The sequence below is a fragment of the Nocardioides sp. Z35_8 genome, from assembly GCF_059621125.1.
Genome location: NZ_JCAQIE010000001.1, coordinates 566,063 through 589,133 on the forward strand (window position 1 = coordinate 566,063; position 23,071 = coordinate 589,133).

A 23,071-nucleotide genomic window follows, 5' to 3' on the forward strand; every position below is an offset into this window, starting at 1 on the left:
GGTCCCCCCTGCCTACCCGGCGGAGCCGGAGGGCAAACGCCCGGCACGCGGTCGGGTCACAGCAACCCCCGGCGCCGGGCGACGGCCGCGGCCTCGGTGCGCGAGGCGGCGTCGAGCTTGGCAAGGATGTGGGAGACGTGGACCGAGACGGTCTTGGTGCTGATGAAGAGCTGCTTGCCGATCTCGCCGTTGGACCTGCCCTCCGCGACGAGGGCGAGGACCTCCGCCTCCCGCGGCGTCAGGCTCGCCGCGTGCTCGGAGGTGGCCGGGGTGGCGGTGGAGCCCTGCGCGGTGAGCTCGTCGAGCATCGGCTGGGCGCCGATCGCCCGGGCCACCTCGCGCGCCAGGTCGGCGACCTGCCGGGCGCCGTCGGCGTCGCCGGCCGCGCGCAGCACCCCGGCCAGCCGGACCCGGGTCTGGGCGAGCTCGGGGACGCTGCCGTAGGCCACGGCGGCCTCCTCGGCCGTGCGCCAGGCCGACACGAGCTCGTCGGCCGATGGCGGGCCGACCTGGGCCAGCCAGCGCCACCGCAGGTGCTCGGCGGTGCGGCGCGCGACCCACATCCGGTATTCGGGGCCCTGGCTGTCGTCGTAGGGGGCGTAGAAGTCGATCACCCGGCCGCCGTCGGCCGCCAGCCGCTCGACGTCGCGCGCGGCGCACTCGCGCTCGTCGGCCGACTGGCGATGGGCGGCGGCCGCGAACGCGGTGAGCGCCAGCGTCGCGAGCCGCAGCCGGGCCTGGAACCACTCGTGCCACAGCGGCACGACCGCGGTGACGACGTCGTCGTAGACCGACAGTGCGAGCGCCCCGTCGCCGGCGGCGGCGGCGCGCAGGATCTCGGCCGCGGCCGACGAGATCGCGGTCAGCCCGTCGGTGGTCCAGTGCTCGCGCAGCCGCTCCAACGCCTGGGCCTTGGATCTGCCACGCAGGCCGATGACGATGAACATCTGGTGCGCGAAGTAGGCCCACTCCGAGACCATGGGCGGGCTCTGCCCGCTCACGTCGAGGAGCTCCCACGCCTCGTCGAGCAGGCCCTGGTGGGTGAGCACGACGGCGAGCAGCAGCCGCGCCTCGGCGGGGTAGGGCGACCAGGTCAGACCGCCGACCTCGCTGCGGGCGATCACCTCGCGATAGACCTCGACCGCCGCGGCGAGGTCGCCGCCGTCGTGGTGCGCGCGCCCGAGCAGGTAGAGCGCCCGCAGCTCCGGCTCGATCAGGCCGGCACGACGCGCCCGGTCGGCCGCCGCCCGCCACCCGACGACCGCACTGGACCCACCCTCGGGGTCGAGGCCGGCGACGGTGGCGTGGAGCTCGACGGCCAGGCTGGCGAGGTCGTGGCGCTCGGCGAGCTCGAGGGCCGGCAGCGCGACCGCCCGCGCCTGGTCGTCGTGCCAGCCGACCAGGGTCTGGGCGTGCACCAGCAGGGCCCGGGCCAGCAGCTTGGGCGGCCCCGTGCGCAGCAGCTCGACGGCCTCGGCGGCGGTCTCGCTGGGCGACTCGGGGCTGTCGGTGAGCAGCAGCGCGGAGGCCAGCGCCGTCAGCAGCTGGCCGCGGTCGACGTCGGCGCCCTCGGCGGGCAGGGCGGCCAGCCGGGCGCGCAGCACCTTGACGGCTTTGGCGACCCGGCCCGAGGCGATCAGCGCCTCGGCGCAGCGGCGGGCGAGGGCGAAGTCGTCGATCCCGGGCACCGGCTCGCGGGAGGTGTCGACGAGCTCGAGCGCGTCGAGGAAGTGGGTGGCCGCCTCGGCCGGACCGCCGACGGCCAGCGCCTCCTCGCCCGCCTCGATCGAGGCGCGGACGGCGACGGGAACGTCGTGGGCCCGGCGGGCGTGCTGCGCGAGCTCGGCCGCCGTGCCGACCGCGCGGCCCTCGCCGAGGGCGGCGACGAAGTCGGCGTGCAGCCGCATGCGCTCGCCCGGCAGCAGGTCGTCGTAGACGGCCTCGCCGAGCAGCGCGTGGCGGAAGGCGTAGGTGTCGCCGCGGGAGGCGATCAGCACGTGGGCGTCGACGGCGGCGCGCAGCGCGGCCTCGAGCGCGGCGGCGTCGAGGTCGGAGACGGCGGCGAGCAGGCCGTGGCTGACCTGGCGGCCGGCGACCGACACGATGCGCACGACCTGGCGCGTCGTCTCGTCGAGGCGGTCGAGGTGGACGAGCAGCACGTCGGCGAGCTCGCCGGGCACCTGCCCGGACCACGCGGCGTCGACGAGCTCCTCGATGAAGAACGGGTTGCCCTCGGCGCGGTCGACGATGGAGGTGTACTCCGCCTCAGACAGCGTCGAGGGGTGCAGCGCGCGGACGAGGAGGCGTACGGCGTCGGCGGCGAGCGGCTCGAGCTGGAGGCGGTCGACGCCACGCAGGCGCATCCACTCCGCCACCTGGCGACGCAGCGGGTGGCGGCGGTGCAGGTCGTCGGCACGGTAGGACACGACCAGGGCGACGCCCGGGACGGGGCGGGAGAAGAGATAGCTGAGCATGTCGCGCGTGGACTCGTCGGCCCAGTGGGCGTCCTCGACGATCACCAGGACCGGGGCGTGCTCGGCGGCGGCGGCGAGGAGGTGGCCGAACGCGTCGTAGACGTTGCCGCGGTCGAGGGCCTGGTCGCCCGAGGCGCTCTCGCCGCTGCGGATGCGCCGGCCGGGCTGGAGGCGGGCGAGGGTGGGGTGGGCCTCGAGGACGCGGCCGGTGACGTCGGGGTGGTCGGCGACGAGCCCGCCGAGGATCTCGGAGAAGGGGAGGTAGGGCAGGGAGCTGTCGGCGAGGTCGAGGCAGTGTCCGGCGACGACCTGCCAGTCGGCGTCGAGGGCGGCGTCGCGCAGCGCCATCAGCAGTCGGGTCTTGCCCACACCCGCGTCGCCGGCGACGAGCATCGACCGGACCGTCTGGCCGGTCCCGGACGCGCGGATGCCGAGCTGGGCGGTCAGCTGCTCCAGCTCGGCATCGCGTCCGATGAGATCGGTGGTCCGCAGGGCCGGCACGGACGCCATTGTGTCGTGCCCGTCCGACACTCGCGGGTCGATCGCGGTGCGGGTCACTTCCCGGTGTCGTCGGCGCGGACGCGGGTCCAGCGGCGCCGGCCGTAGTCCTTGCGGATCCTGTCGTGTCGGTAGTTGATCTCGGCGCTCAGGAAGCTGTCGGTGGCGAACATGTCCTTCTCCTCGTCTCCCGATCCCGTCTGGATCGATGTGTCGAGGTTGCGCCCGTGAGGTAGCACCCGGCATCGGGTGCGTGCCCTATCCGCGGCCGGCCGGCTACCTCAGATGCCCCGCCCGGCGCGTACGACGCCCGCCCGAGGTAGCCGGTGGGCCACCGGCCTACCGCGGGACGACCACCGGGCGGCCGGCCTGCCAGACCCCGGCGACGAGCGGGACGCCGGGGCGGTAGGCCAGGTGGACGTGGGAGGGCGCGTCGAGCAGGACCAGGTCGGCGGCCCTGCCGGGGGCGAGCACGCCGATGTCGTCGCGGTCGAGGGCGGCGGCCCCCATGGCGGTGGCGGCGTGGAGCGCCTCCGCGGGGGTCATCCGCATCTCCCGGACGGCGAGCGCGACGCAGAGCGCCATCGAGGAGGTGAAGCACGACCCGGGGTTGCAGTCGCTGGCCAGCGCGACGCGGACGCCGGCGTCGAGCAGGCGCCGGGCGTCGGGATAGGGCTGCCGGGTGGAGAACTCCACGCCGGGCAGCAGCGTGGCGATGGTGCCCGACCCCGCGAGCGCGGACACGTCGGCGTCGGACAGGAAGGTGCAGTGGTCGACGGCGGCCAGGCCCAGCTCGCAGGCCAGCCGGACGCCCCCGCCGTAGGTCAGCTGGTTGGCGTGGAGCCGGCCGCGCAGGCCGCTGTCGGACCCCGCCGTGAGGATGGCGCGTGCCTGGTCGACGTCGAAGGCGCCGTCCTCGCAGAACACGTCGATCCACCGGGCGTGCGGTGCCGCCGCCGCGAGCATGGGGCCCGTCACGAGGTCGACGTAGTCCTCCGGGGTGGTGCCGTCGGGGACGACGTGGGCACCGAGGAACGTGGTCTCGTCGGTGAACTGGCGGGCCACCGCGAGACTGCGTGCCTCGTCGTGCACCGACAACCCGTAGCCGCTCTTGATCTCGACGGAGGTGGTGCCCTGGGCGCGCATCTCGGCGACGAGCCGGGCGACGTGCGAGGTGAGCTGGTCGTCCGTGGCGGCACGGGTCCTCGCGACCGTGGCGCGGATGCCGCCGGCCGCGTAGGGCTCCCCGGTCATCCGGGCCTCGAAGTCGGCGGAGCGGTCGCCGGCGAAGACGAGGTGGCTGTGGGAGTCGACGAAGCCGGGGATGACCGCGCGGCCGCCGGCGTCGACGCGCACGTCGGCGGCGGGCGCCTCGACGGCGGGGCCGACCCAGGCGACCCGGCTGCCCTCGATCACGACGGCGGCGTCGCGGACGAGGCCGAGCAGGCCGCCCTGCGCGGCGCGGGCCGGGTCGTTGGTGACGAGCTCGCCGATCCCGGTGATCACGCTCGCGAGCGGTCCGGTCGTCATCGGTCCTCCCCCCAGATGCGGGCGACGGCGGCCTCGAGCTCGAGGCCGATGTCGTAGCGCTCACCTTCCTCGACGATCCACCGGCCGTCGGCCATGACGCGCTGCACGTCCTCGGCGGACGCCGCGAACACGACCGCGCCCTCGTCGCGGCCGGCGCCGGCGGTGCGCGGGCTGGCCGGGTCGACGACGACGAGGTCGGCGCGCTGCCCCACGGCGATCGCGCCGGCGTCGGACCAGCCGAGCGACGCGTGGCCGGTCACCGTCGCGGCGTCGAGCAGCTCGTCGGCGCTCCAGTGGCCGCGCCGCAGGGTGGCGAGCCGCTCGTCGAGCTCGACGGCGCGCATCTCCTCGAAGAGGTCGATCACCGCGTGGCTGTCCGAGCCGAGGGTCAGCCGGGCGCCCGCGTCGTGCAGGCGCCGCGACGGGCCGATGCCGTCGCCGAGGTCGCGCTCGGTGGTCGGGCAGAAGGCGGCGTACGCCCCCGCGCGACCGATCAGCGCGACGTCGTCGTCGGTGAGGTGGGTGGCGTGGACGACGCTCGTGGTGGGCCGCAGCAGCCCGTGCTCGTCGAGCAGGCGTGCGGGGGTGAGCCCGTAGGCCTCCAGGCAGGCCTGGTTCTCGGCGACCTGCTCGGACAGGTGGACGTGGAACGGCCGCCCGCCGACCCAGTCGGCGACCGTGCCGAGCGCGTGGTCGGGCACGGCGCGCACCGAGTGGACGGCGGCGCCGACCCGGGCGTGGGGGTCGACGTCGAGCGCGTCGACCCGCTCGGCCCACGCCCGGGCCGAGTCGTCGCTGTAGCGCAGCTGGGCGCCCTGTGGTGCGGCACCGAAGCCGGCCGACAGGTAGAGGGTGTCGAGCAGGGTGATGCGCACGCCCGCCTGTCGCGCCGCCTCGACCAGCGCCCGGCCCATCTCGTTGGGGTCGGCGTAGCGGGCGCCGTCGGGTCGGTGGTGCACGTAGTGGAACTCCCCGACGCAGGTGATGCCCGCCGCGGCCATCTCGCGGAACGTCGCCCGGGCGAGGGCGAGGTAGGTGTCGGGGTCGAGCCGCGCGGCGACGGCGTACATCTGGTCGCGCCAGGTCCAGAACGTGCCGCGCTCGCGCTGCGTGCGCCCCCGCAGGGCCCGGTGGAACGCGTGGCTGTGGGTGTTGGCGAGGCCGGGCACCACGAGGCCCCGCACGGGGACGGCGCGGCGGGGGTCGGCGTCCGGGGTCACGGAGGTGAAGCGGCCGTCCTCGACCTCGACGAGCACGTCGTCGAGGAAGCGGTCGCCCACCCAGGCGCGCTCGAGGAGGTAGGCCGTCACGCGGGGGCCCCGGTGAGCTCGGCCAGCACGTCGGCGAGCGCCTCGACCCCGGCCAGGCAGTCGGCGGTCTCGGCGCGCTCGTCGGGCGAGTGCGAGACCCCGGTGGGGTTGCGGACGAAGACCATGGCCGTGGGGATGCCCGCGTCGGACAGGGTCCCCGCGTCGTGGCCGGCCTGGGTCGAGATGACGGGCCAGTCGCCGAGGTCGGTGAGGCGCGCGGCGAGGTCGGGGTCGAAGGCGACGGCGCCGGAGACCGACTCGGCGGTGACGTCCAGCGACGTGCCGTCGCGGTCGGCCCGGTCGTGCGCCTGCCGCCCGATGGCGTCCACCAGCTCGGCGAGCGCGTCGTCCGACGAGGCGCGGGCGTCGAGCCAGGCGGTCACCAGCGAGGGGATCGCGTTGGTGCCGTTGGGCTCGACCGCGAGGCGACCGAAGGTGGCCCGCTGCCCGGCGAGGCGGGCCTGCTTGTTGGCGGCCAGCGCCGTCATCGCGTAGGTCAGCATCGGGTCGTGGCGGTCCTCCATCCGCGTGGTGCCGGCGTGGTTGGCCTGCCCGGCGAAGTCGAAGCGCCACCGCCCGTGCGGCCAGATCTCGCTGGCCAGCCCGACCGCGACGTCGCGGTGGACGAGGTCACGGCCCTGCTCGACGTGGAGCTCGACGAAGGTGCCCACGCGGTCAAGCGACAGCAGCCCCTGCGACGGGTCCAGCCCGGCGTCGGCGACGGCGTCGGCGAGCAGCACCCCGTCGCGGTCGCGCAGCTCGCGCGCCTCGTCCCAGGTCGTCGCCCCGGTGACCAGGCGGGAGCCGAGACAGGCGCGGCCGAAGCGCGAGCCCTCCTCCTCGACGAACACGCCGAGGCCGAGCGGCCGCTCCGGCACGAAGCCGCGCTCGCGGAGCACGTCGACGGCCGCCAGCGCCGAGACCACGCCCAGCGGGCCGTCGTACGCCCCGCCGTCGAGGACCGAGTCGAGGTGGGAGCCGGTCAGCACGCCGCTCGCGGTCGACGCACTGGCGGGCTCCCACCAGGCGACCTGGTTGCCCACGCCGTCGGTCTCGACGGCGAGGCCGCGCGCGGCGCACGCCTCGGCGAACCAGGCCCGCAGCTCCGACTCGGCGGAGGTCCAGGGCTGACGGAAGTAGCCGCCCGACGACGCGCTGCGCCCGACCGGTGCGAGGTCGCGCCACATCTGCTCGAAGTCCGACGGTGCTGCCATGCGAGCAGTCCACCGGGATCGCCGGACGCGGTCAACGCACGACGTCGGCGATTCGTCTCGGATCCCAGACGCAGCGGCGGGCGGAGCGCTCCACCGCTGCGGGTGAGAGCCTGCCCCCATGGAGTTCCGCGACGTCGTCCGCCGCCGGCGCATGGTGCGCCGCTACGCCGAGCGCCCCGTCGACCCGGCGGCCGTCGAGCGGATGCTCGAGCACGCCCAGCGCGCACCCAACGCCGGGTTCACCCAGGGCTGGGCGTTCCTGGTGCTCGACAACCCCGAGGACGTGGCCCTGTTCTGGGCGGCGACGGGGGCCGACCCGGACGACCACAACCCCTGGCTCGACGGGATGCGCACCGCTCCGGTCGTCATCGTGCCGCTGACCAGCAAGGCCGCCTACCTCGACCGCTACGCCCAGCCCGACAAGGGGTGGACCGATCGTGACGAGGGGCGCTGGCCCGTCCCCTACTGGTGGGTCGACGCGGGCATGGCGTCTCTGCTGGTGCTGCAGACGGCGGTCGACGAGGGTCTCGGCGCCTGCTTCTTCGGCATCCCCGGCGAGCACCTGGCGTCGTTCCGCGACGCGTTCGGCATCCCCGACGACCACGCACCGGTCGGCGCGATCACCGTCGGCCACCGGGCGGACGACGACGCGGGAGCGCCCGGGTCGCCGGCGCGTCGCGAGCGGCTGGGCGATCTGGTCCACCGCGGGCGATGGGGCACTACGGTCACCCCATGACCGACCGCGTCGTCGCCGCCCTGCAGGCGCTCGTCCGCATCCCGACCGTCTCCGACCGCGACCCCGCGCGCGTCGACGCCGACGCCTTCGACCGGCTGCTCGCCGAGCTGGCCACCCGGTTCCCGCTGCTGCACGATCGGCTGTCCCTCACCCGCGTGGCCTCCCACGGCCTGCTGTTCCACTGGGCCGGGGCGAGCGCGGAGCGCCCGGTCGTGCTGATGGCCCACCTCGACGTCGTGCCGGTCGATGCGGAGGCCCCGTGGCAGCACGACCCGTTCGGCGGCGAGATCCACGACTCCCCCGCGGGACCGGCGATCTGGGGGCGCGGCACGCTCGACGACAAGGGCTGCGTCGCGGCGGTCTGCGAGGCCGTCGAGCAGCTGCTCGAGGCCGACCACGTGCCGGCCCAGGACGTGTGGCTGTCGTTCGGCTGCGACGAGGAGGTCAGCGGCACCGCGGCCGCCGACGCCGTCGAGGTGCTGCGGACGCGCGGCGTGACGCCGTGGCTCGTCCTCGACGAGGGCGGGGCGATCGCGGGCGGCGCCTTCCCCGGCGTGAAGGCGCCCCTGGGCGTCATCGGCGTGACCGAGAAGGGCACCACCTCGCTCGAGCTGGTGGCCGAGGGGCGTGGCGGCCACGCCTCGACCCCGGCGCGCAACGGCCCGACCGCCCGCATCGCCCGGGCGATCCTGCGGCTCGAGAAGTCCCCGTTCCCGGCGTCCGCGCCCGCCCCGACGCTGGAGCTGGCGCGCCGCCTGGCACCCCACGTCCCGCTGCCGCTGCGTCCCCTGCTGGGCCGCGCCGACCGGCTCGCGCCGGTGATCACCCGGGCGCTCGTCGCCGCCGGTCCGGAGGCCGCGGCGATGACCCGCACGACCGTCGCCACCACGACCCTGAGCGGCTCCCCCGCCCTCAACGTCATCGCCTCGACGGCCCGCGCCGGGCTCAACATCCGGGTCATGGTCGGCGACACCGTCGCGGGCGTCGTGGAGCACGTGCGCCGCGTGATCGACGACGACGCGATCCGCATCGACGTGGTCGAGACCGGCGAGCCGTCGCCGGTGTCCCCGATGGACGAGGCCTTCGAGCTCATCGAGGACTGCATCGGCGAGGTGTTCCCCGACGCGGTCGCGACGCCCTACGTGATGATGGCGGCCACCGACTCGCGACACTTCACCGCGATCAGCGACCGCGTCTACCGCTTCGCCCCGTTCCGGATGTCCAAGGCGCAGCGCGCGGCCATCCACTCCTACGACGAGCACCTCGGCGTCGCCGACCTCGTCGACGGCGTCCGCTGGTACCGGCTGCTGGTCGAGAAGCTTCCGGCATGAGCACCGAGATCCCGCCCGGCCCGATCCAGGCCCCGGCCGCGCACTCGGCGGTCAAGGGTCTGGTCAGCGTCGTCGGCTTCCTGGTGCTGGTCGAGGTCGCCAGCGGCATCCTGCAGGGCTACTACACGCCCATCTACCCGCAGATCGCCGACCACCTCTCCATCAGCGAGGGGGACATCAACTGGTTCGAGGCGGCGCAGCTCATCGTCAGCGCCCTCTGCATCCCGCTCCTCGCGCGGCTCGGCGACCTCGTCGGCCACAAGCGGGTGCTCCTCATCTCGACCGCCGCGACCGCGATCGGGTCGTGGTGGCTGGCGTTCGCCCCGGGCTTCGGCAGCTTCCTGCTCGGCTGGGCCGTCCAGGGTGCGTACGTCGTCTGGCTGCCGCTGGAGATCGCGATCATCCACCGGCGCACGCGCGACTCCGGCCGCCAGGAGCTGCTGACGCGCCGCGGCGCCGCCGTCCTGGTCGGCTCGCTCGAGCTGGCAGTGATCGTGGGCGCGCTGAGCAGCGGCCTGCTCGTCGACACCCTCGACATGAACGTCCTGCTCGCCCTGCCCGCCGTCGTGGTCACCGCGGTCTTCTTCGTGATCCTCGTCGGCATCGAGCAGGTGCCGGGCGACGACACCGGTGGCGGGCTCGACTGGACCGGCCTGGGGCTGGTCACGGTCTCGCTCGGCGTCCTGATGGGCGGCCTGGTGTGGCTGCGCCTCGACGGCGCCGGGTCGCTGCTCGGGTGGTCGACGATCGTGCTGTCGCTGCTGCTCTTCGCCGCGTTCTGGCGCTTCGAGCAGCGCCACCCCGAGCCGATCGTCGACGTGCGCCTGCTGTCGAGCCCTGCCCAGTGGCCCGTGCAGCTGACGGCCTTCCTGTTCGGCATCCCGGTGCTCGGCGGCCAGATCCCGCTGTCGACCTACGCCCAGGCCGACCCCGTCGAGCGTGGCTACGGGCTCGGCGCCGACCCGGCGTTCGTCTCCACCCTCATCGGCCTCTACGTCGTCACGCTCGCGGTCGGCGCCTTCACGCTGCCGCTGACCACCCGACTGCTCGGCGGCGTGCGCCGCGCGCTCGTGGTCGCCTGCCTGCTCGTGGGCGTCGGCTACCTGCTGTGGCTGCCCTTCCACGACGAGACGTGGCAGGCGCTCCTCAACATGGGCGTCGCCGGTCTCGGGTCGGGGGCGCTGGTCGCGGCGCTGCCGGCCGCGGCGGCCGCCGCCGCGCCGCCCGAGCGCACCGGGATCGCGACCGGCATGACCAACGGCACCAAGACCGTCGGCGGCGCCATCGCCTCGGCGATCTTCGCGATCGCGCTGACCGCGACCGGCTCGCTCGACGCGACCTCCGAGCAGGTGGCGCCGTTCGGCGGCTATCTCACCGTGTGGGCGGTGTGCGCCGGTGCGGCGTTCGTGGCGGCGCTCGCCCTGCTGGCGGCCCCGAGGCACGCCTTCGGCGACGCCCCCGCGCCGCCGATCACCCGCTGAGGGCGCTGCCGAGCCGGGCGACGCCGGGGCCGGTCAGGTCGGCCAGCGCCTGCTCCCGCCCGGAGACGGCCAGGAGCAGCGACACCAGCGGCCCACGGACCTCCGGGCCCTCGCCGTGCGACCAGTCGGCGTCGCTCGCGACGAGCCGGAGATCGGCCGCCCGCTGCTTGCCACCGCCGAGCCCCACCGACGTCCTCAGCTGGTGGGCCAGCGCCCGGACCACCGACTCCTCGGGGTAGGCGCGGGTGAGGCCGAGCGGGCGCCGCACGTCCTCACCGTGCGCGACCTCCTCGACGAGGCGGCTGTCGAGCGGGGCCGGTGGCGTCGACGTGCGTCCGACGACCTCGCGCAGCCGCTGGAGCGTCTCGGCGGGGGTCGCCCCCTTCACGCGCGCGACGCCCTGGTCGTTCTGCCGGTCGAAGTCGAAGCGCGCCCGCACCATCGCGACCACGATCCCGACGCGGGTGGTCCGGGCGTTGTCGACGAGGTGGGCGGCGACGTCGTGCACCGTCCAGCCGCCACACAGCGACGGCGTCTCCCACTGCTCGTCGGACAGTCCGGCCAGGTCGTCGATCAGCGCCTCGCGCTCACGGCGCACCAGCTCCCACACGTCGCTCATGCGGTCAGCCTGTCAGGCCGCGCCGACACCGCAGCGCGGCGGAGGGCCCGCGAGGCTGCGTGCCACTAGGGTCCTGCTTTATGAATCGGGGGACTCGGGCGCGGCTGGTCGCGCTCACGACGGCACTGCTCACCCTTCCGCTCCTGGGCGGCACGCCCGCCGCGGCGACGCACGATCCGGCGGCGTCCACGACGGCCGCTGCGACCGATGCGCGCACGACCACTCGCCTCCCCGGCGGCGGGACGACGATCTTCGCCAAGAAGCGCTTCCTCACCGCCTACTACGGCACGGCCGCGACCGGGGCGCTGGGCGTGCTGGGCGAGTCGGGTCCGGACCAGGCGTTCCGCAGGATTACCCGTGCGGGGAAGCCGTTCCTGCAGCGCGGCGAGCGGCTGCTGCCGGTCTACGAGCTCATCGTCACGGTCGCGGACGGCGCCGACCACCCCGGCACCGACGGCGACCACGCCCACGACGTCCTGCACAGTCACGTGCAGTCCTACATCGACGCCGCCCATCGCAACGGCGCGCTGCTGCTGCTCGACCTCCAGCCCGGTCGCACCGACTTCCTGACCGCGGCCAAGCGGTGGGAGTGGGCGCTGAAGGACCCGTGGGTCGGGCTGGCGCTCGACCCCGAGTGGCGGGTCGGCCCCGATCAGTTCCCCGGGCAGCAGATCGGCTCCGTCGGCGCCCGCGAGATCAACCGCACCGCCGGCTGGCTGTCGCGGCTGACCCGCGACAACGCGCTGCCGGAGAAGCTCTTCGTCATCCACCAGTTCACGACCGGGATGGTCCCCGACGTCCGCAAGGTCCGGCACCGCGAGGGGCTGGCGATGGTCCAGCACGTCGACGGCTTCGGCAGCCCGGCGGACAAGCTGGTGACGTACGACAACGTCGCGGTGCCGCGGAAGTTCACGATGGGCTTCAAGCTGTTCTACGACGAGGACTCACCGCGGATGCGGCCCCAGCAGGTGCGTCGGGCGCTGCCCGACGTCCGGTTCGTCTCGTTCCAGTAGGTGCCTCAGGCGCCAGGGCGTCCCGCGCGCGGCGGCGAACCGCCGGGTGCTGTGCTGCGGGACATCGAGCCAGTCGGCAGCGATGCCTCGGACCACGGTCAGCGCGGGAGGTGCGGGGGGTTCTTCGCGGCGACGACGCTGTCCTCGCTCGGCATGAGGAACCACAGCAGCGGATAGACCAGGAACTGGCTGCCCGGGATGACCACGAGCGTCACCAGGAACAGCAGCCGCGTGATCCAGGGCGTCAGACCGAATCGGCGACCGACCCCGGCGCACACACCGCCCAGGATGCCGCGGTCGGCCGAGCGGACGAGGCCCTGGCGGGCGAGGGAGGCGCGGATCTTTTCCATGCCTCCAGCATGGGCCGCCGGGGCGCGCGACACCATAGGGATCGACCCTTGTCCGACCCCGGGTCGCCCGCAGCGGCGACCGGACTCAGTGGACGCGGCCGGACTCCTCGCTCACCTCGCGCAGGCGCCGGGCGAGGTCGTCGGTGAGCATGCCGGGCTCGAGGCGCCACGACCAGGTGGCCACGGATCCGGGGGTGTTCATCCGGGCCTCGCCGCCCAGCGACAGCACGTCCTGGGCCTGCACCATGGCGAGCGCGCAGGGGGCGTGGTGGGCGAGGCGGATCATCGCCCACGCGGGGTCCGGGTCGTCGATGCCGGCCGCGGCCCAGGCACGCTCGACCTTGTGCCGCCGGCGTTCCGGCAGGGTGTCCCACCAGCCCACCACGGTGTCGTTGTCGTGGGTGCCGGTGTAGACGACCTGGTCGGGGCGCAGGTTGTGGGGCTCGTGGGTGCCGTCGTCGCTGTCGGGGTCGAAGCCGAACTGCAGGACCGCCATCCCCGGGAAGCCCAGCGCATCGCGGAGCGCCTCGACGGGGGCGTCGATGACCCCGAGGTCCTCGGCGACGACGGGCAGCGGCCCGAGCTCGGCGGACGCGGCGTCGAAGACCGCCCGTCCCGGGCCCGGCTGCCAGCTGCCGTGCTCCGCCGTCTCGTGGTCCGCCGGCACGGCCCAGAAGGCCGCGAAGGCACGGAAGTGGTCGACCCGGACGAGGTCGTGGAGCGCGAGGCTCCGGCGCAGCCGCTCCACCCACCATCGGTAGCCGTCGGCCGCCATCGCCGTCCAGTCGTAGAGCGGGTTGCCCCACAGCTGGCCGGTGTCGGTGAACGCGTCGGGCGGTACGCCGGCGACGGCGTCGTGGCGGAACAGCTCGGGCCACGTCGCCACGTCCGCGCTGCCGGCGGCGACGTAGATCGGGACGTCGCCCAGCACCCGGACCCCGTGGTCGGCGGCGAACGAGCGCAGCGCCCGCCACTCGCGGTCGAAGCGCACCTGGTCGGCGAGGTCGCCGCCGTATGCCGTCCACGACCCCGCCCAGTAGGCGTTCTCCTCGGCGAACTCCTGCACCTCGTCGTCGCCGACCGGCGCGTCCGGGTGCTCGAGCAGCCCGGGCCAGGTGGCGAACGCGGACGGGGAGGCGTACGGAGACCCGTGCGCGTCGGGGACGGTGAGGGGCAGGACCTGCCACACCGACTGGCCGGCGGCGGCCAGCCACCGCACGAAGTCGCGGGCCGGCTCGCCGAGCCGACCGCCGGGCAGCGAGGTCACGTGGAGCTGCACTCCTGCGGCACGGTCGGGCAGTACCGGGATCGCCATGGGCGACAGCCTGCCACGCAGCCGACCCGGGACGAGGAGGCCCCCGGGCCGGTGTCAGCGCTGGCCGACCAGGCCGTGCTCGTGCGCGAACACCACGATCTGCACCCGGTCGCGCAGCGCCAGCTTGCGCAGCACCGAGCCGACGTGGGTCTTGACCGTCGACTCCGAGGCGAAGATCTCCGCGGCGATCTCGGTGTTGGACAAGCCACGTGCCACGGCCGCGAAGACCTCGCGCTCCTTCCCGGTCAGGGCGAGGTAGGCCGCCGGCGCCGGCGCCCGGGCGACGAACTGACCCTGCAGGAGCAGGGACAGGTCGGCGGGTGCGAGCACCGCGTTGCCGGCGTGGACCGTGCGGATCGCGTCGCGCAGCATCAGCGGGGTCGTGTCCTTGAGCAGGAAGCCGCTGGCGCCGTAGCGGATCGCCGTCGCCGCGCGGTCGTCGAGGTTGAAGGTCGTCAGCACCACCACCCGCAGCGGGCGCTCGCGCCGCGACACCCGGTCGGGCGCGCACAGCTGGCGGGTCGCCTCGACGCCGTCCATCTCCGGCATCCGGATGTCCATCAGCACCACGTCGGGCTGGAGCTCGTCGCAGACCGCGACGGCCTCGAAGCCGTCGCCGGCGACGCCGACGACCTCCATGCCGTCCTGGGCGTCGATGATCGTGCGCACGCCCTCGCGGAAGAGCTCCTGGTCGTCGACCAGCACGACCCGGATCACGTCGTGACCCGCACGGGCAGCCACGCCGTCGCGGTGAACGTCTGCCCGCCCGCCTCGTCGCGTCGGCGTACGTCGAGCCGGCCGCCGACCGCCTCCAGCCGGCGCCGCATGCCGTCGACGCCCTGGCCGGCCGCCTGACCCGGGACCGCGACGGGCGGGGCGTCCGGGGCCGCGGTGCGGATCGGCTGGGTGGCGTCGGAGGCGGCGGGGTCCACGACGTTGCGGACCTCGAGACGCAGCTCGCCCTCCCAGTGCCGCTCCACCGTCACCGGGCTGTCGCGGCGGCCGTGCCTGATCGCGTTGGTCAGCATCTCCTGCAGGACGCGGTAGGCGACGGTCTCGAGCTCGGGCGGCAGCGGCTGCGGTCGGCCGACGACGCTCGAGACGACCTCGTGCCCGCTGGAACGGACGTTGTCGACCAGGCTGTCGAGGCTCGCGCTGCCCGTCGGCGCGGTGGCACCCTGGGTGGTGGTCAGCACCTCCCTCACGTCCTGCAGCGACGTGCGCGCCGACGTGGCGATGGTCGCCATCGTCTGCTTCAGCCGCTCGGTGTCGGCGTCCTCGAGGTACTGCGCCGACTCGGCCTGGGCGAGGATCACCGCGAGCGAGTGGCCCACCACGTCGTGCACGTCGCGGGCCAGGCGGGCCTGCTCCTCGCGCAGCCGGGCGATCTCGCGGGCCTGCTCGGACTCGCGGTGCGCCCGGGCCGCGTCCTCCTCGGCGGCGACCTGCGAGAGCTCCGACGTCCTGGCCCGGGACATGAACCGCAGCGCCAGCCCGGCGAGCCACGGGGCACCGAGCACCAACATCCCGGTCACCGCCGCGCCGATCTGCCAGGTGTCGCCGTAGGAGTAGGCCTCCGAGACGATCGTCCCGAGGCCGACCTGGTCGACCAGTCCCGAGAGCTGGGGTGCCGCGATCAGCACGAAGACGATCAGCCCTGCAGCGGGGATCGAGAGAGCGCTGAGCCAGACCGTCGGGAGCGACCCCCAGCGCGCGGTGCCGAAGGCCACGACCGCGATGGCGAGCTGGGCGAGCATCACATCGGTGCCGGTGAGCAGCTGGAGACCGCAGAGCCCCCAGACCAGCAGCAACGCGATCGCCGGCGCGCGCCGGCACAGGCCCGCGGCGACGGCCATGCCGACGGCGATCAGGAGCAGCCTCCGGGGCGGTGAGAACTGGGGCGGGGAGAGGAGGTGCTCGGCGGTCGTCGCCTCGACCAGGCCGAGGACCAGCACGGCCGCGCCGATCGCGATGTCCGGCGCCCAGTCCCGCAGCCGATCGGCGACGGGCGGGCTCGGCGGGCCGCTCATGGCACCACTGCGCCGGGCACGGTCCGCCGCGACGTCGGCGGCACCGGGGTGAGCGCGGCGATGGCGGGTCCTCCTGGCAGGTGACTGGGCGGCTGACTGGGCGCGTGACGGCGCAATCGAACCATGCCGGGGACGGTCACGACACGGCTCGCCCCGGGAGCACGTCGCGGACGAGGCGGTCGAGCAGGTCGGCGTACGACATCCCGGCTGCGGCGAACATCCGCGGCACCTGCGACTGCTCGGTGAAGCCGGGCATGGTGTTGACCTCGTTGAGCACCGGGCCGTCGCCGGTCACGAAGCAGTCGACCCTCGCCACTCCGGCGCAGCCGAGGGCGTCGTAGACCGCGAGGGCGGCCTCCTCGAGGGCGCAACGCTCGGCGTCCGACAGCGCGGCGGGGACGCGGAAGTCGGCACCGCCGGCGTACTTCGCCTCGTAGTCGAACCAACCGTCGACCACGACCTCCAAGGCCGGCGACACCACGCGGGTGCCGTCGGGCCCGCCGAGGACGGCAACGTCGACCTCCCGGCCCGCGACGACGTCCTCGACGAGCACGCGGTCGTCGAGGGCGAGCGCCGCAGCGAGCGCGTCGGCCAGCCGGGACGGGTCGCCGACCAGGCTCACGCCGTGGCTCGAGCCGGCCGCGACGGGCTTGACGACGACCGGGTGGGTCCACGCGTACGACGTGGCGGTGGCCGCGGTGAGCAGCACGCCGGGGGCGGTCGCGATGCCGAGCGCCCCGGCGACGAGCTTGGTCGCCCACTTGTCCATCGCCAGCGCCCCGGCCCCGACGCCGGAGCCGACGTAGGCGACCCCGGCGAGCTCGCAGAGCGCGGCGAGCGAGCCGTCCTCGCCGCGCGGGCCGTGCACCACGGGCAGCACGGCGGCGCAGGACTGCAGCACTGTCACGGCCTCGCCGAGGCCGAGGGCCCGATCGCCGCCGGCCCAGCGCCCGTCGCGTGCGATGGTCAGCCGGACGACGTCGTAGGCCGTCGGGTCGAGGGCGGCGGCGACCGCGGCGGCGGAGGCGAGGGAGACCTCGTGCTCGCAGCTCTGGCCGCCGCCGACGACGGCGACCCGGGTGCGGGCGCCCTGCGAGGTGGCGGGGGTGGTCACGGGATGCTCCTGAGTCGGGGTGAGGAGGAGTGCGCGGCAGGGCCGGCGGGGCGGACGCTGCGGCGCACGCGGGGACCGATCCCGGTGACGATCTCGTGCGGGAGGGTGTCGGCCCAGCGGGCCCAGTCGCCGACGGTCGGCTCGCCGGCGTCGCCGGGGCCCAGCACGGTGGCGGCGTCGCCGGGCTCGGCGTGGTCGTCGCCGAGGTCGACGACGACCTGGTCCATCGAGATCCGCCCGACGACGGGTCGCCGACGCCCGCGCAGCAGCACCTCCGCCCGACCGGAGGCTGCGCGCGGCAGCCCGTCGGCGTAGCCGAGCGGCAGCAGCGCCAGGTGGGTCGCCGCGGGCGCGATCCAGCTGTGCCCGTAGCCGACGCCCGCGCCGGCGCGGACGCGACGGACGCCGACCACCGGCGCGGTGAGGGTCAGCCCCGAGCGCAGGAGGGTGGTGCCGGTGGGGTCGATGCCGACGAGGCCGGCGCCGACGCGGACCGTCGTGTGGTGGCTGCGGACGTCCAGCAGGGTCGCCGCCGTGGCCGCGAGGTGGCGGCGGGCGGGGCGGAGCCCGGCGCCCCGGGCCGTCTCCACCCCCCACGCGAAGCGCCGCCGGCCCAGCGCGTTGCACGCGTCGGCCGGGTCGTCGGCGCAGCCGAGGTGTCCCATCACCCCGACCACGCGGACGAGTCCCGCCCGCTCCGCCCGGCGGGCGGCACGGCACAGGTCGGGCCACGCCGCCGGCTCCGCACCGTCGCGGGCCATGCCGGTGTCGAGGTGCAGGTGGATGCGGGCCGAGCGCTGGTGCGGCCCGGACCGCTGGGCGAGGACGACGGCGTCGAGGTGCTCGCGCGAGGGCACGGCGAGCTCGACCTCACCGGCCAGCGCGTCGGCGTACGCGGCGTCGACCGGGTTGAGCCAGCTGAGGACGGGCGCGGTCAGGCCGGCCGTACGCAGGGCGAGCGCCTCCTCGATGCTGGTGACACCGAGCGAGGTCGCCCCGTGCGCCAGCGCCGTGCGGGCCACATCGGCCCCGCCGTGCCCGAAGCCGTCGGCCTTCACCACCGCCATCACCTCGGCCGCGGTGCGCGAGGCGATCAGGCGGGTGTTGGCGGCGACGGCCGACAGGTCGACGTCCAGGGTGGGCGCTGCGCAGGGGACCGCGGTGGGCGCCACGGCCAGCGCGCTCACGCGGCTGCCTCGTCGCCGACGCGGGCCGGGCCGTAGGTCGCGGCACCCGCGCCGGTGACGAGCGCCCAGTAGCGGTCGCCGAAGCTCCAGTGCCACCACTCGGTGGGGTAGTTGACCAGTCCGGCGCCGCCGAGCACGCGCGCCAGCAGGTCGCGGTGCGCGCGGGCGTCGGCCCCGATGCCGGCCGCGGCGAAGTAGCAGGCGCCGTCGGACTGCTCCGGCGTCGCGTCGATGGGCGTGCCGAGGTCGAGGTCGTCGCCGCAGGCGTCGACCAGTGTCAGGTCCACCGCCGCGCCGGCCACGTGCGGCGCGACGTCCACCGGCGCGACGAAGCGGCTGGTGAGCCGCCGCACCTCGTCGGGGCCGGCCTCCGGATGGGCGGCGCGGACCTCCGTGGCGTAGGCGGCGACGATCGAGCGCTGGTCGGCCACCGACCGGTGTCCCTCGACGACCCGGATCGCGATGCCGGGCGGCAGGTCGCGCCGGGCGTGGGCCAGCCGGTCGGCCAGGCCGCGCCTGACCCGCGCCCGGGCCGGCCCGAACGACGCGTCGAGGCGGACCAGGGGCTCACCGGACTCACGCACGGGCACGGCGGCGACACGGGGGTCGGACAGGAGGATCACCATGACGACCACGTTCGCGGTCACGCCGGTCCCCCCGCCTCCACCTGAGGTGCCGGGCTGCTGTCCTCGAGGACCGGGACGGTCCGGGGCCACCGGTCGACGTGGGCCTCGGCGTGACCGGCGACCGTAGACTCGACGCATGTCCGAGAACGACGACTTCGACGTCGCGGACCCCGGGTCGAGACGCCGCGAGCGCGAGCGCGACGACCGCACGGGGCGCTCGGCCTCCGCCGCCCGGATCGCGCAGCAGTCGACGTGGGTCGACCTGCAGGTGCGCCAGGCGATGGAGCGCGGCGAGTTCGACGACCTGCCGGGCACGGGCAAGCCGATCGAGGACCTCGGCGGCGAGCACGACCCCGACTGGTGGGTCAAGAAGCTCGTCGAGCGCGAGAGCATCGCGCTCCTCCCGCCGGCCCTGGCGCTGCGCAAGGAGGACGCCGGGCTCGACGCACGCCTCGACGGGATCTCGATCGAGCGGGAGGTACGACGTGAGCTCGACGACTTCAACCGCCGCGTCGTGGAGACCCGCCGTCAGCTGCAGGGCGGTCCACCGGTGATCACCGCCGTGCGCGACGTCGACGCGGAGGTCGAGGCGTGGGGTGAGCGCCGGACGTCCCGCATCGAGGCGCAGCGGGCCGCGGCCCGTGCTGCCGCGCCGCCGCCGCGGAAGCGGTCGTGGTGGCGCCGCCGGCGCACCCGCTGACCGTCGTCGCTGGGCCTGCGACCGGGGTCGGACACCGGCTGGATGCCGCACACGTAGGAGTCGAGGGAGACCCGCGCCCTGCCCGACAGCGAGACATGGGTCATATCGGGCTGCTCCGGCGCAGCGGTAGTTTGCGCCCATGACCCGCCCCGCCAAGGACTTCTTCGCCCCGCTCGCCGTCGGCGCGCCCGCGCCGCCGCGCGAGATCCCCGCCCGGCCGAGCCGCGCAATCCACTTCTTCGACCCGGGCAACGAGAAAATGGCCGCCAAGGTGCCCGGCATGGTCGGCACGGTCGACGTGCTGCTCGGCAACCTCGAGGACGCCGTCAAGGCGGAGAACAAGGAGAAGTCGCGCCGGGGACTGGTCGACATCGCCCGGGCGACCGACTTCGGGCCCACCCAGCTGTGGACGCGGATCAACTCGCTCGACAGCCCCTGGGTGCTCGACGACCTGACCACCCTCGTGCCCGCGATCGGCGACAAGCTCGACGTCATCATGGTGCCGAAGGTCCAGGGCGCCGAGGACATCCACTACGTCGACCGGCTGCTCGCCCAGCTCGAGGCGAAGGCCGGGCTCGACCGCCCGATCCTCGTCCACGCGATCCTCGAGACCGCGCGCGGTGTGGCGAACATCGAGGAGATCTGCGGCGCCAGCCCGCGGATGCAGGGCCTGTCCCTGGGGCCGGCCGACCTCGCCGCCGACCGCCGGATGAAGACCACCCGCGTCGGCGGCGGCCACCCGGGCTACCTCGTGCGCCAGGACGCCCCGCGCGACGCGGACGGCAAGGCGCAGCACGACGCCGAGCGGGCGACGTACCAGCAGGACCTGTGGCACTACACGATCGCCCGGATGGTCGACGCGTGCGCGATGCACGGGATCTACCCCTACTACGGGCCGTTCGGCGACATCGCGGACACGGTCGGCTGCGAGGACCAGTTCCGCAACGCGTTCCTCCTCGGCTGCGTCGGCGCCTGGAGCCTGCACCCGGCGCAGATCGCGATCGCCCACCGCGTCTTCTCCCCCAGCGTCGAGGACGTGGCGCACGCGCGGCGCGTCATCGCCGCGATGGGCGACGGCACCGGGGCGGTGATGATCGACGGCAAGATGGAGGACGACGCCTCGGTGAAGCAGTGCCAGGTCATGGTCGCCCTCGCCGAGGAGCTGGCCGCGATCGACCCGGAGCTGAGGAAGCAGTACGACGCGATCGTGGTCGAGGAGGCCTGAGATGACTGACTTCACCCCCCTGCGCAGCGTCCTCTACATGCCCAGCTCCAACCAGCGGGCGCTCGAGAAGGCGCGGACGATCCCCTGCGACGGCCTGATCCTCGACCTGGAGGACGCCGTCTCGCCCGACGCCAAGGAGTCGGCCCGGGAGGCCGCCGCCGCGGCCGCCGCCAGTGGCGACTACGGCCGGCGCACCGTCACCATCCGCGTCAACGCGATCGGCACCCAGTGGCACGACGCCGACCTCGCCGCGGCCAGCCAGGCCGGACCCGACGCGATCGTCGTCCCCAAGGTGGAGAGCGCCGAGGAGGTGGCCCGGCTGGTGGCCGCGATGGAGAAGGCCGGCGCGCCCGACCACACCCGGCTGTGGGCGATGGTCGAGACGCCCGTCGCGATCCTCGACGCGCTCGCGATCGCCCGGTCCTCCGAGCGCCTCGGCGCCTTCGTGATCGGCACCAACGACCTCGTCAAGGAGCTCTACGCCGAGCACGTCCCCGGCCGCGCCCCGATCCTGCCCAGCCTGCACACGGCGCTGCTGGCCGGACGGGCCGCGGGCATCGCGGTGCTCGACGGCGTCTACAACGACGTCAAGGACGCCGACGGCTTCCTCGCCGAGTGCGAGCAGGGGCGACAGATGGGCTTCGACGGCAAGACGCTCGTCCACCCCGGGCAGGTCGAGGGGGCCAACCGCGCCTTCGCACCCAGCCCCGCGGCCGTCGAGGACGCGCGCGAGCTGATCGCCGCGTTCGAGGCCGGCGCCGGCGCCGGCGTGGTGACCCTCAACGGCCGGATGATCGAGAACCTCCACGTCGAGTCGGCCCGCCGGACGCTGTCGATCCACGAGGCCATCGAGGCGATCGGCACCGAGTGAGGGCGGTCACCACAGGATGGACAGGGTCTTGACATCGCCTCACCCGCAGGGATGAGCGGAATTGTCGAACGTGCTGCGGACCCGCAAGAGTGTCGGCGCCCTGCCCACCGTGGGCCGGCCGCAACACCTAGGAGGCACCCCATGATTGTCCTCGGACTGATCCTTCTCATCCTCGGGCTCCTGCTCCCCCAGAGCATCCTGACCACGCTCGGCATCATCTTGATCGTGGTCGGCCTGGTGCTGAACTTCGTGCCGATCGGCGGCTCCAGCCGACGGGTCTGGTAGCACTCCGCCACCCCGCGAGGACCCCGTACACCCCTGGTGTGTGGGGTCCTGCCGCGTCTCGGGCTGCTCCGCCCGCCCGCCCGCTCGTGCGTACGGCGGACGTCGCCCGCGTCCGAACGGGTGGGCTCAGGCGCTCTGGTCGCCGCGACGGAAGCGGTCGTTGAGCCAGGTGCTGGCGGTGCCCATCCAGCCGGCGAGGTCGTGGACCAGGCGGCCGAGGGTGTCCTGGGTCCGTTCGAACGTCGCGGTGTAGCTCGCGGCCGCCTCCTGCGCGGCCGCGCTCACCGACGCGGTGTCGTCGTCGGTGCGGCGCGGGTAGTCGCCAGCGAGGATCGTCGTGTACGCGCCCGAGTCGGTCCAGCGGCGCAGCTCGGTGGCCCGGACGACGGCGAACGGGTGGCTCTGCTGCTGGAGCAGCGAGAGCTTGATGAGCGACTCGCGCACGTCGCCGCCCTCGTCGTACTCCGCTCCCTGCTGGAGGAACGACGTGACGTCGAGCTCCTCCAGGGTGCCGCCGCTGGCGAGCTTCATGTGGGTGCGCAGCGCCGCCGTCGGGTCCTGGCTGGCGAGCAGGCCGGCGCGGTCGGCCGACAGCTCGGCCTTGCGCGACCACTCCAGCAGCCCGACGGTGACCATCCGGATGCCCAGCGCGCCGCCGGGGACGGCGTTGAGCAGCCCGCCCAGCCCGAGCAGGCGCACCAGCAGCGTGCGGTAGACCGCGTGCCCGCTGACGGCGTGGCCGAGCTCGTGGCCGATGACGAAGCGGAGCTCGTCGTCGTCGAGGTGGTGCACCAGGCCCGACGACAGCACGATGATCGGCCGGTCCATGCCGACCGTGACGGCGCCGAGCGTCGGGTCGGCCTGGACGTACATCTCCGGCAGGTCGCCGACGTCGAGGCTGCGCCCCACCTCGGCGAGCAGGCGGTGCAGCCGGGCGAACTGCCGCTCGTCGACGCGCACCGCGGAGCCCAGCAGGGTGAGCCGCCAGGCCCGCTCGCGGAACACGCCCGACATGGTCTTGAGCAGCACGTCGAAGCCCTTGAGCTTGCGCAGCGCGACCAGTGCGCCCTTGTCGGCGGGGTGCTCCCACGCCCGCGAGCTGATGTCCGTGAGCACGACGCGCGCACGCGCCGGCTTCCTCTCCCCCGATGCCATGGAGGGA

General features: G+C 74.7%; 21 protein-coding genes. 8 read left to right on the forward strand and 13 right to left on the reverse strand.

All coding sequences use genetic code 11. The features are described from left to right. Window positions 1-56: 56 nt before the first annotated feature. The 4 genes from AC54T2_RS02725 to AC54T2_RS02740 form a co-directional block, all read right to left on the reverse strand. Window positions 57-2,975 (reverse strand): ATP-binding protein, encoded by a 2,919-nt coding sequence (locus AC54T2_RS02725; RefSeq protein WP_496665455.1) that lies wholly within the window; start codon window positions 2,973-2,975, stop codon window positions 57-59. A gap of 336 nt (window positions 2,976-3,311) precedes the next feature. After that, window positions 3,312-4,502 carry an imidazolonepropionase gene (gene hutI / locus AC54T2_RS02730; RefSeq protein ID WP_496665456.1) on the reverse strand — a complete coding sequence of 397 codons (1,191 nt, stop codon included), beginning with the start codon at window positions 4,500-4,502 and terminating at the stop codon, window positions 3,312-3,314. Then, window positions 4,499-5,812: a formimidoylglutamate deiminase gene (locus AC54T2_RS02735; protein ID WP_496665457.1), complete on the reverse strand. Its 1,314-nt coding sequence runs from the start codon at window positions 5,810-5,812 to the stop codon at window positions 4,499-4,501. The genes hutI and AC54T2_RS02735 overlap by 4 nt, the downstream gene beginning before the upstream one ends. Then, a complete protein-coding gene (locus tag AC54T2_RS02740) occupies window positions 5,809-7,026 on the reverse strand; it encodes an allantoate amidohydrolase (RefSeq protein WP_496665458.1) in 1,218 nt (405 codons plus the stop codon). Before AC54T2_RS02740 ends, AC54T2_RS02735 begins: the two co-directional genes overlap by 4 nt. 118 nt (window positions 7,027-7,144) lie before the next feature. Here AC54T2_RS02740 and AC54T2_RS02745 point away from each other — a divergent pair, with 118 nt between their 5' ends. Genes AC54T2_RS02745 through AC54T2_RS02755 form a run of 3 tightly spaced genes read left to right on the forward strand, consistent with a single transcriptional unit; the run spans window position 7,145 to window position 10,574 of the window. Then, window positions 7,145-7,762 carry a nitroreductase family protein gene (locus tag AC54T2_RS02745; RefSeq protein WP_496665459.1) on the forward strand — a complete coding sequence of 206 codons (618 nt, stop codon included), beginning with the start codon at window positions 7,145-7,147 and terminating at the stop codon, window positions 7,760-7,762. Beyond that, on the forward strand, window positions 7,759-9,093 hold the full coding sequence (locus AC54T2_RS02750) for a M20/M25/M40 family metallo-hydrolase (protein WP_496665460.1): 1,335 nt from the start codon (window positions 7,759-7,761) through the stop codon (window positions 9,091-9,093). Before AC54T2_RS02745 ends, AC54T2_RS02750 begins: the two co-directional genes overlap by 4 nt. Beyond that, window positions 9,090-10,574, forward strand: coding sequence for an MFS transporter (locus tag AC54T2_RS02755; protein WP_496665461.1), 1,485 nt, complete (start codon window positions 9,090-9,092; stop codon window positions 10,572-10,574). The genes AC54T2_RS02750 and AC54T2_RS02755 overlap by 4 nt, the downstream gene beginning before the upstream one ends. On the opposite strand, the gene AC54T2_RS02760 is transcribed toward AC54T2_RS02755, so the two are convergent. Beyond that, the gene (locus tag AC54T2_RS02760; RefSeq protein WP_496665462.1) at window positions 10,564-11,193 is read right to left on the reverse strand and encodes a maleylpyruvate isomerase family mycothiol-dependent enzyme; all 630 of its coding nucleotides are present in this window, start codon (window positions 11,191-11,193) and stop codon (window positions 10,564-10,566) included. The genes AC54T2_RS02755 and AC54T2_RS02760 overlap by 11 nt on opposite strands. 80 nt (window positions 11,194-11,273) lie before the next feature. On the opposite strand from AC54T2_RS02760, the gene AC54T2_RS02765 reads away from it, so the two are divergent. After that, window positions 11,274-12,206, forward strand: a complete 933-nt coding sequence (locus tag AC54T2_RS02765) for a hypothetical protein (RefSeq protein WP_489975350.1) — start codon at window positions 11,274-11,276, stop codon at window positions 12,204-12,206. Between the two features lie 98 nt (window positions 12,207-12,304). On the opposite strand, the gene AC54T2_RS02770 is transcribed toward AC54T2_RS02765, so the two are convergent. From AC54T2_RS02770 to AC54T2_RS02800, 7 genes are all read right to left on the reverse strand, one after another. Continuing rightward, a complete protein-coding gene (locus AC54T2_RS02770) occupies window positions 12,305-12,556 on the reverse strand; it encodes a PspC domain-containing protein (protein ID WP_489975351.1) in 252 nt (83 codons plus the stop codon). Between the two features lie 85 nt (window positions 12,557-12,641). Further along, complete coding sequence (locus AC54T2_RS02775) at window positions 12,642-13,871, reverse strand: 4-alpha-glucanotransferase (RefSeq protein ID WP_206054444.1); 1,230 nt, start codon at window positions 13,869-13,871, stop codon at window positions 12,642-12,644. A gap of 54 nt (window positions 13,872-13,925) precedes the next feature. Then, entirely contained in the window at window positions 13,926-14,612 is a 687-nt protein-coding gene (locus AC54T2_RS02780; protein WP_241005239.1) for a response regulator, read from the reverse strand. Further along, complete coding sequence (locus AC54T2_RS02785; protein ID WP_496665463.1) at window positions 14,585-15,901, reverse strand: sensor histidine kinase; 1,317 nt, start codon at window positions 15,899-15,901, stop codon at window positions 14,585-14,587. The genes AC54T2_RS02780 and AC54T2_RS02785 overlap by 28 nt, the downstream gene beginning before the upstream one ends. A gap of 136 nt (window positions 15,902-16,037) precedes the next feature. Then, window positions 16,038-17,015, reverse strand: a complete 978-nt coding sequence (locus tag AC54T2_RS02790; protein ID WP_496665464.1) for a D-alanine--D-alanine ligase family protein — start codon at window positions 17,013-17,015, stop codon at window positions 16,038-16,040. Then, the gene (gene alr, locus AC54T2_RS02795) at window positions 17,012-18,202 is read right to left on the reverse strand and encodes an alanine racemase (RefSeq protein WP_496665465.1); all 1,191 of its coding nucleotides are present in this window, start codon (window positions 18,200-18,202) and stop codon (window positions 17,012-17,014) included. Before alr ends, AC54T2_RS02790 begins: the two co-directional genes overlap by 4 nt. Then, the gene (locus tag AC54T2_RS02800; protein WP_489975356.1) at window positions 18,199-18,849 is read right to left on the reverse strand and encodes a M15 family metallopeptidase; all 651 of its coding nucleotides are present in this window, start codon (window positions 18,847-18,849) and stop codon (window positions 18,199-18,201) included. The genes alr and AC54T2_RS02800 overlap by 4 nt, the downstream gene beginning before the upstream one ends. Before the next feature lie 115 nt (window positions 18,850-18,964). Here AC54T2_RS02800 and AC54T2_RS02805 point away from each other — a divergent pair, with 115 nt between their 5' ends. The 4 genes from AC54T2_RS02805 to AC54T2_RS02820 all read left to right on the forward strand — a co-directional run bounded on the left by AC54T2_RS02805 (window position 18,965) and on the right by AC54T2_RS02820 (window position 21,909). Next, the gene (locus tag AC54T2_RS02805; RefSeq protein ID WP_496665466.1) at window positions 18,965-19,528 is read left to right on the forward strand and encodes a DnaJ family domain-containing protein; all 564 of its coding nucleotides are present in this window, start codon (window positions 18,965-18,967) and stop codon (window positions 19,526-19,528) included. Window positions 19,529-19,667: 139 nt separating this feature from the next. Next, window positions 19,668-20,753, forward strand: coding sequence for an HpcH/HpaI aldolase/citrate lyase family protein (locus AC54T2_RS02810; protein WP_186339409.1), 1,086 nt, complete (start codon window positions 19,668-19,670; stop codon window positions 20,751-20,753). A gap of 1 nt (window position 20,754) precedes the next feature. Next, window positions 20,755-21,624, forward strand: coding sequence for an HpcH/HpaI aldolase/citrate lyase family protein (locus tag AC54T2_RS02815; protein WP_186339410.1), 870 nt, complete (start codon window positions 20,755-20,757; stop codon window positions 21,622-21,624). A 141-nt stretch (window positions 21,625-21,765) separates the two neighbouring features. Next, entirely contained in the window at window positions 21,766-21,909 is a 144-nt protein-coding gene (locus tag AC54T2_RS02820) for a hypothetical protein (protein WP_186339411.1), read from the forward strand. Between the two features lie 126 nt (window positions 21,910-22,035). On the opposite strand, the gene AC54T2_RS02825 is transcribed toward AC54T2_RS02820, so the two are convergent. Beyond that, window positions 22,036-23,064 carry a M48 family metallopeptidase gene (locus tag AC54T2_RS02825; RefSeq protein ID WP_496665467.1) on the reverse strand — a complete coding sequence of 343 codons (1,029 nt, stop codon included), beginning with the start codon at window positions 23,062-23,064 and terminating at the stop codon, window positions 22,036-22,038. Between the last annotated feature and the right edge of the window lie 7 nt (window positions 23,065-23,071).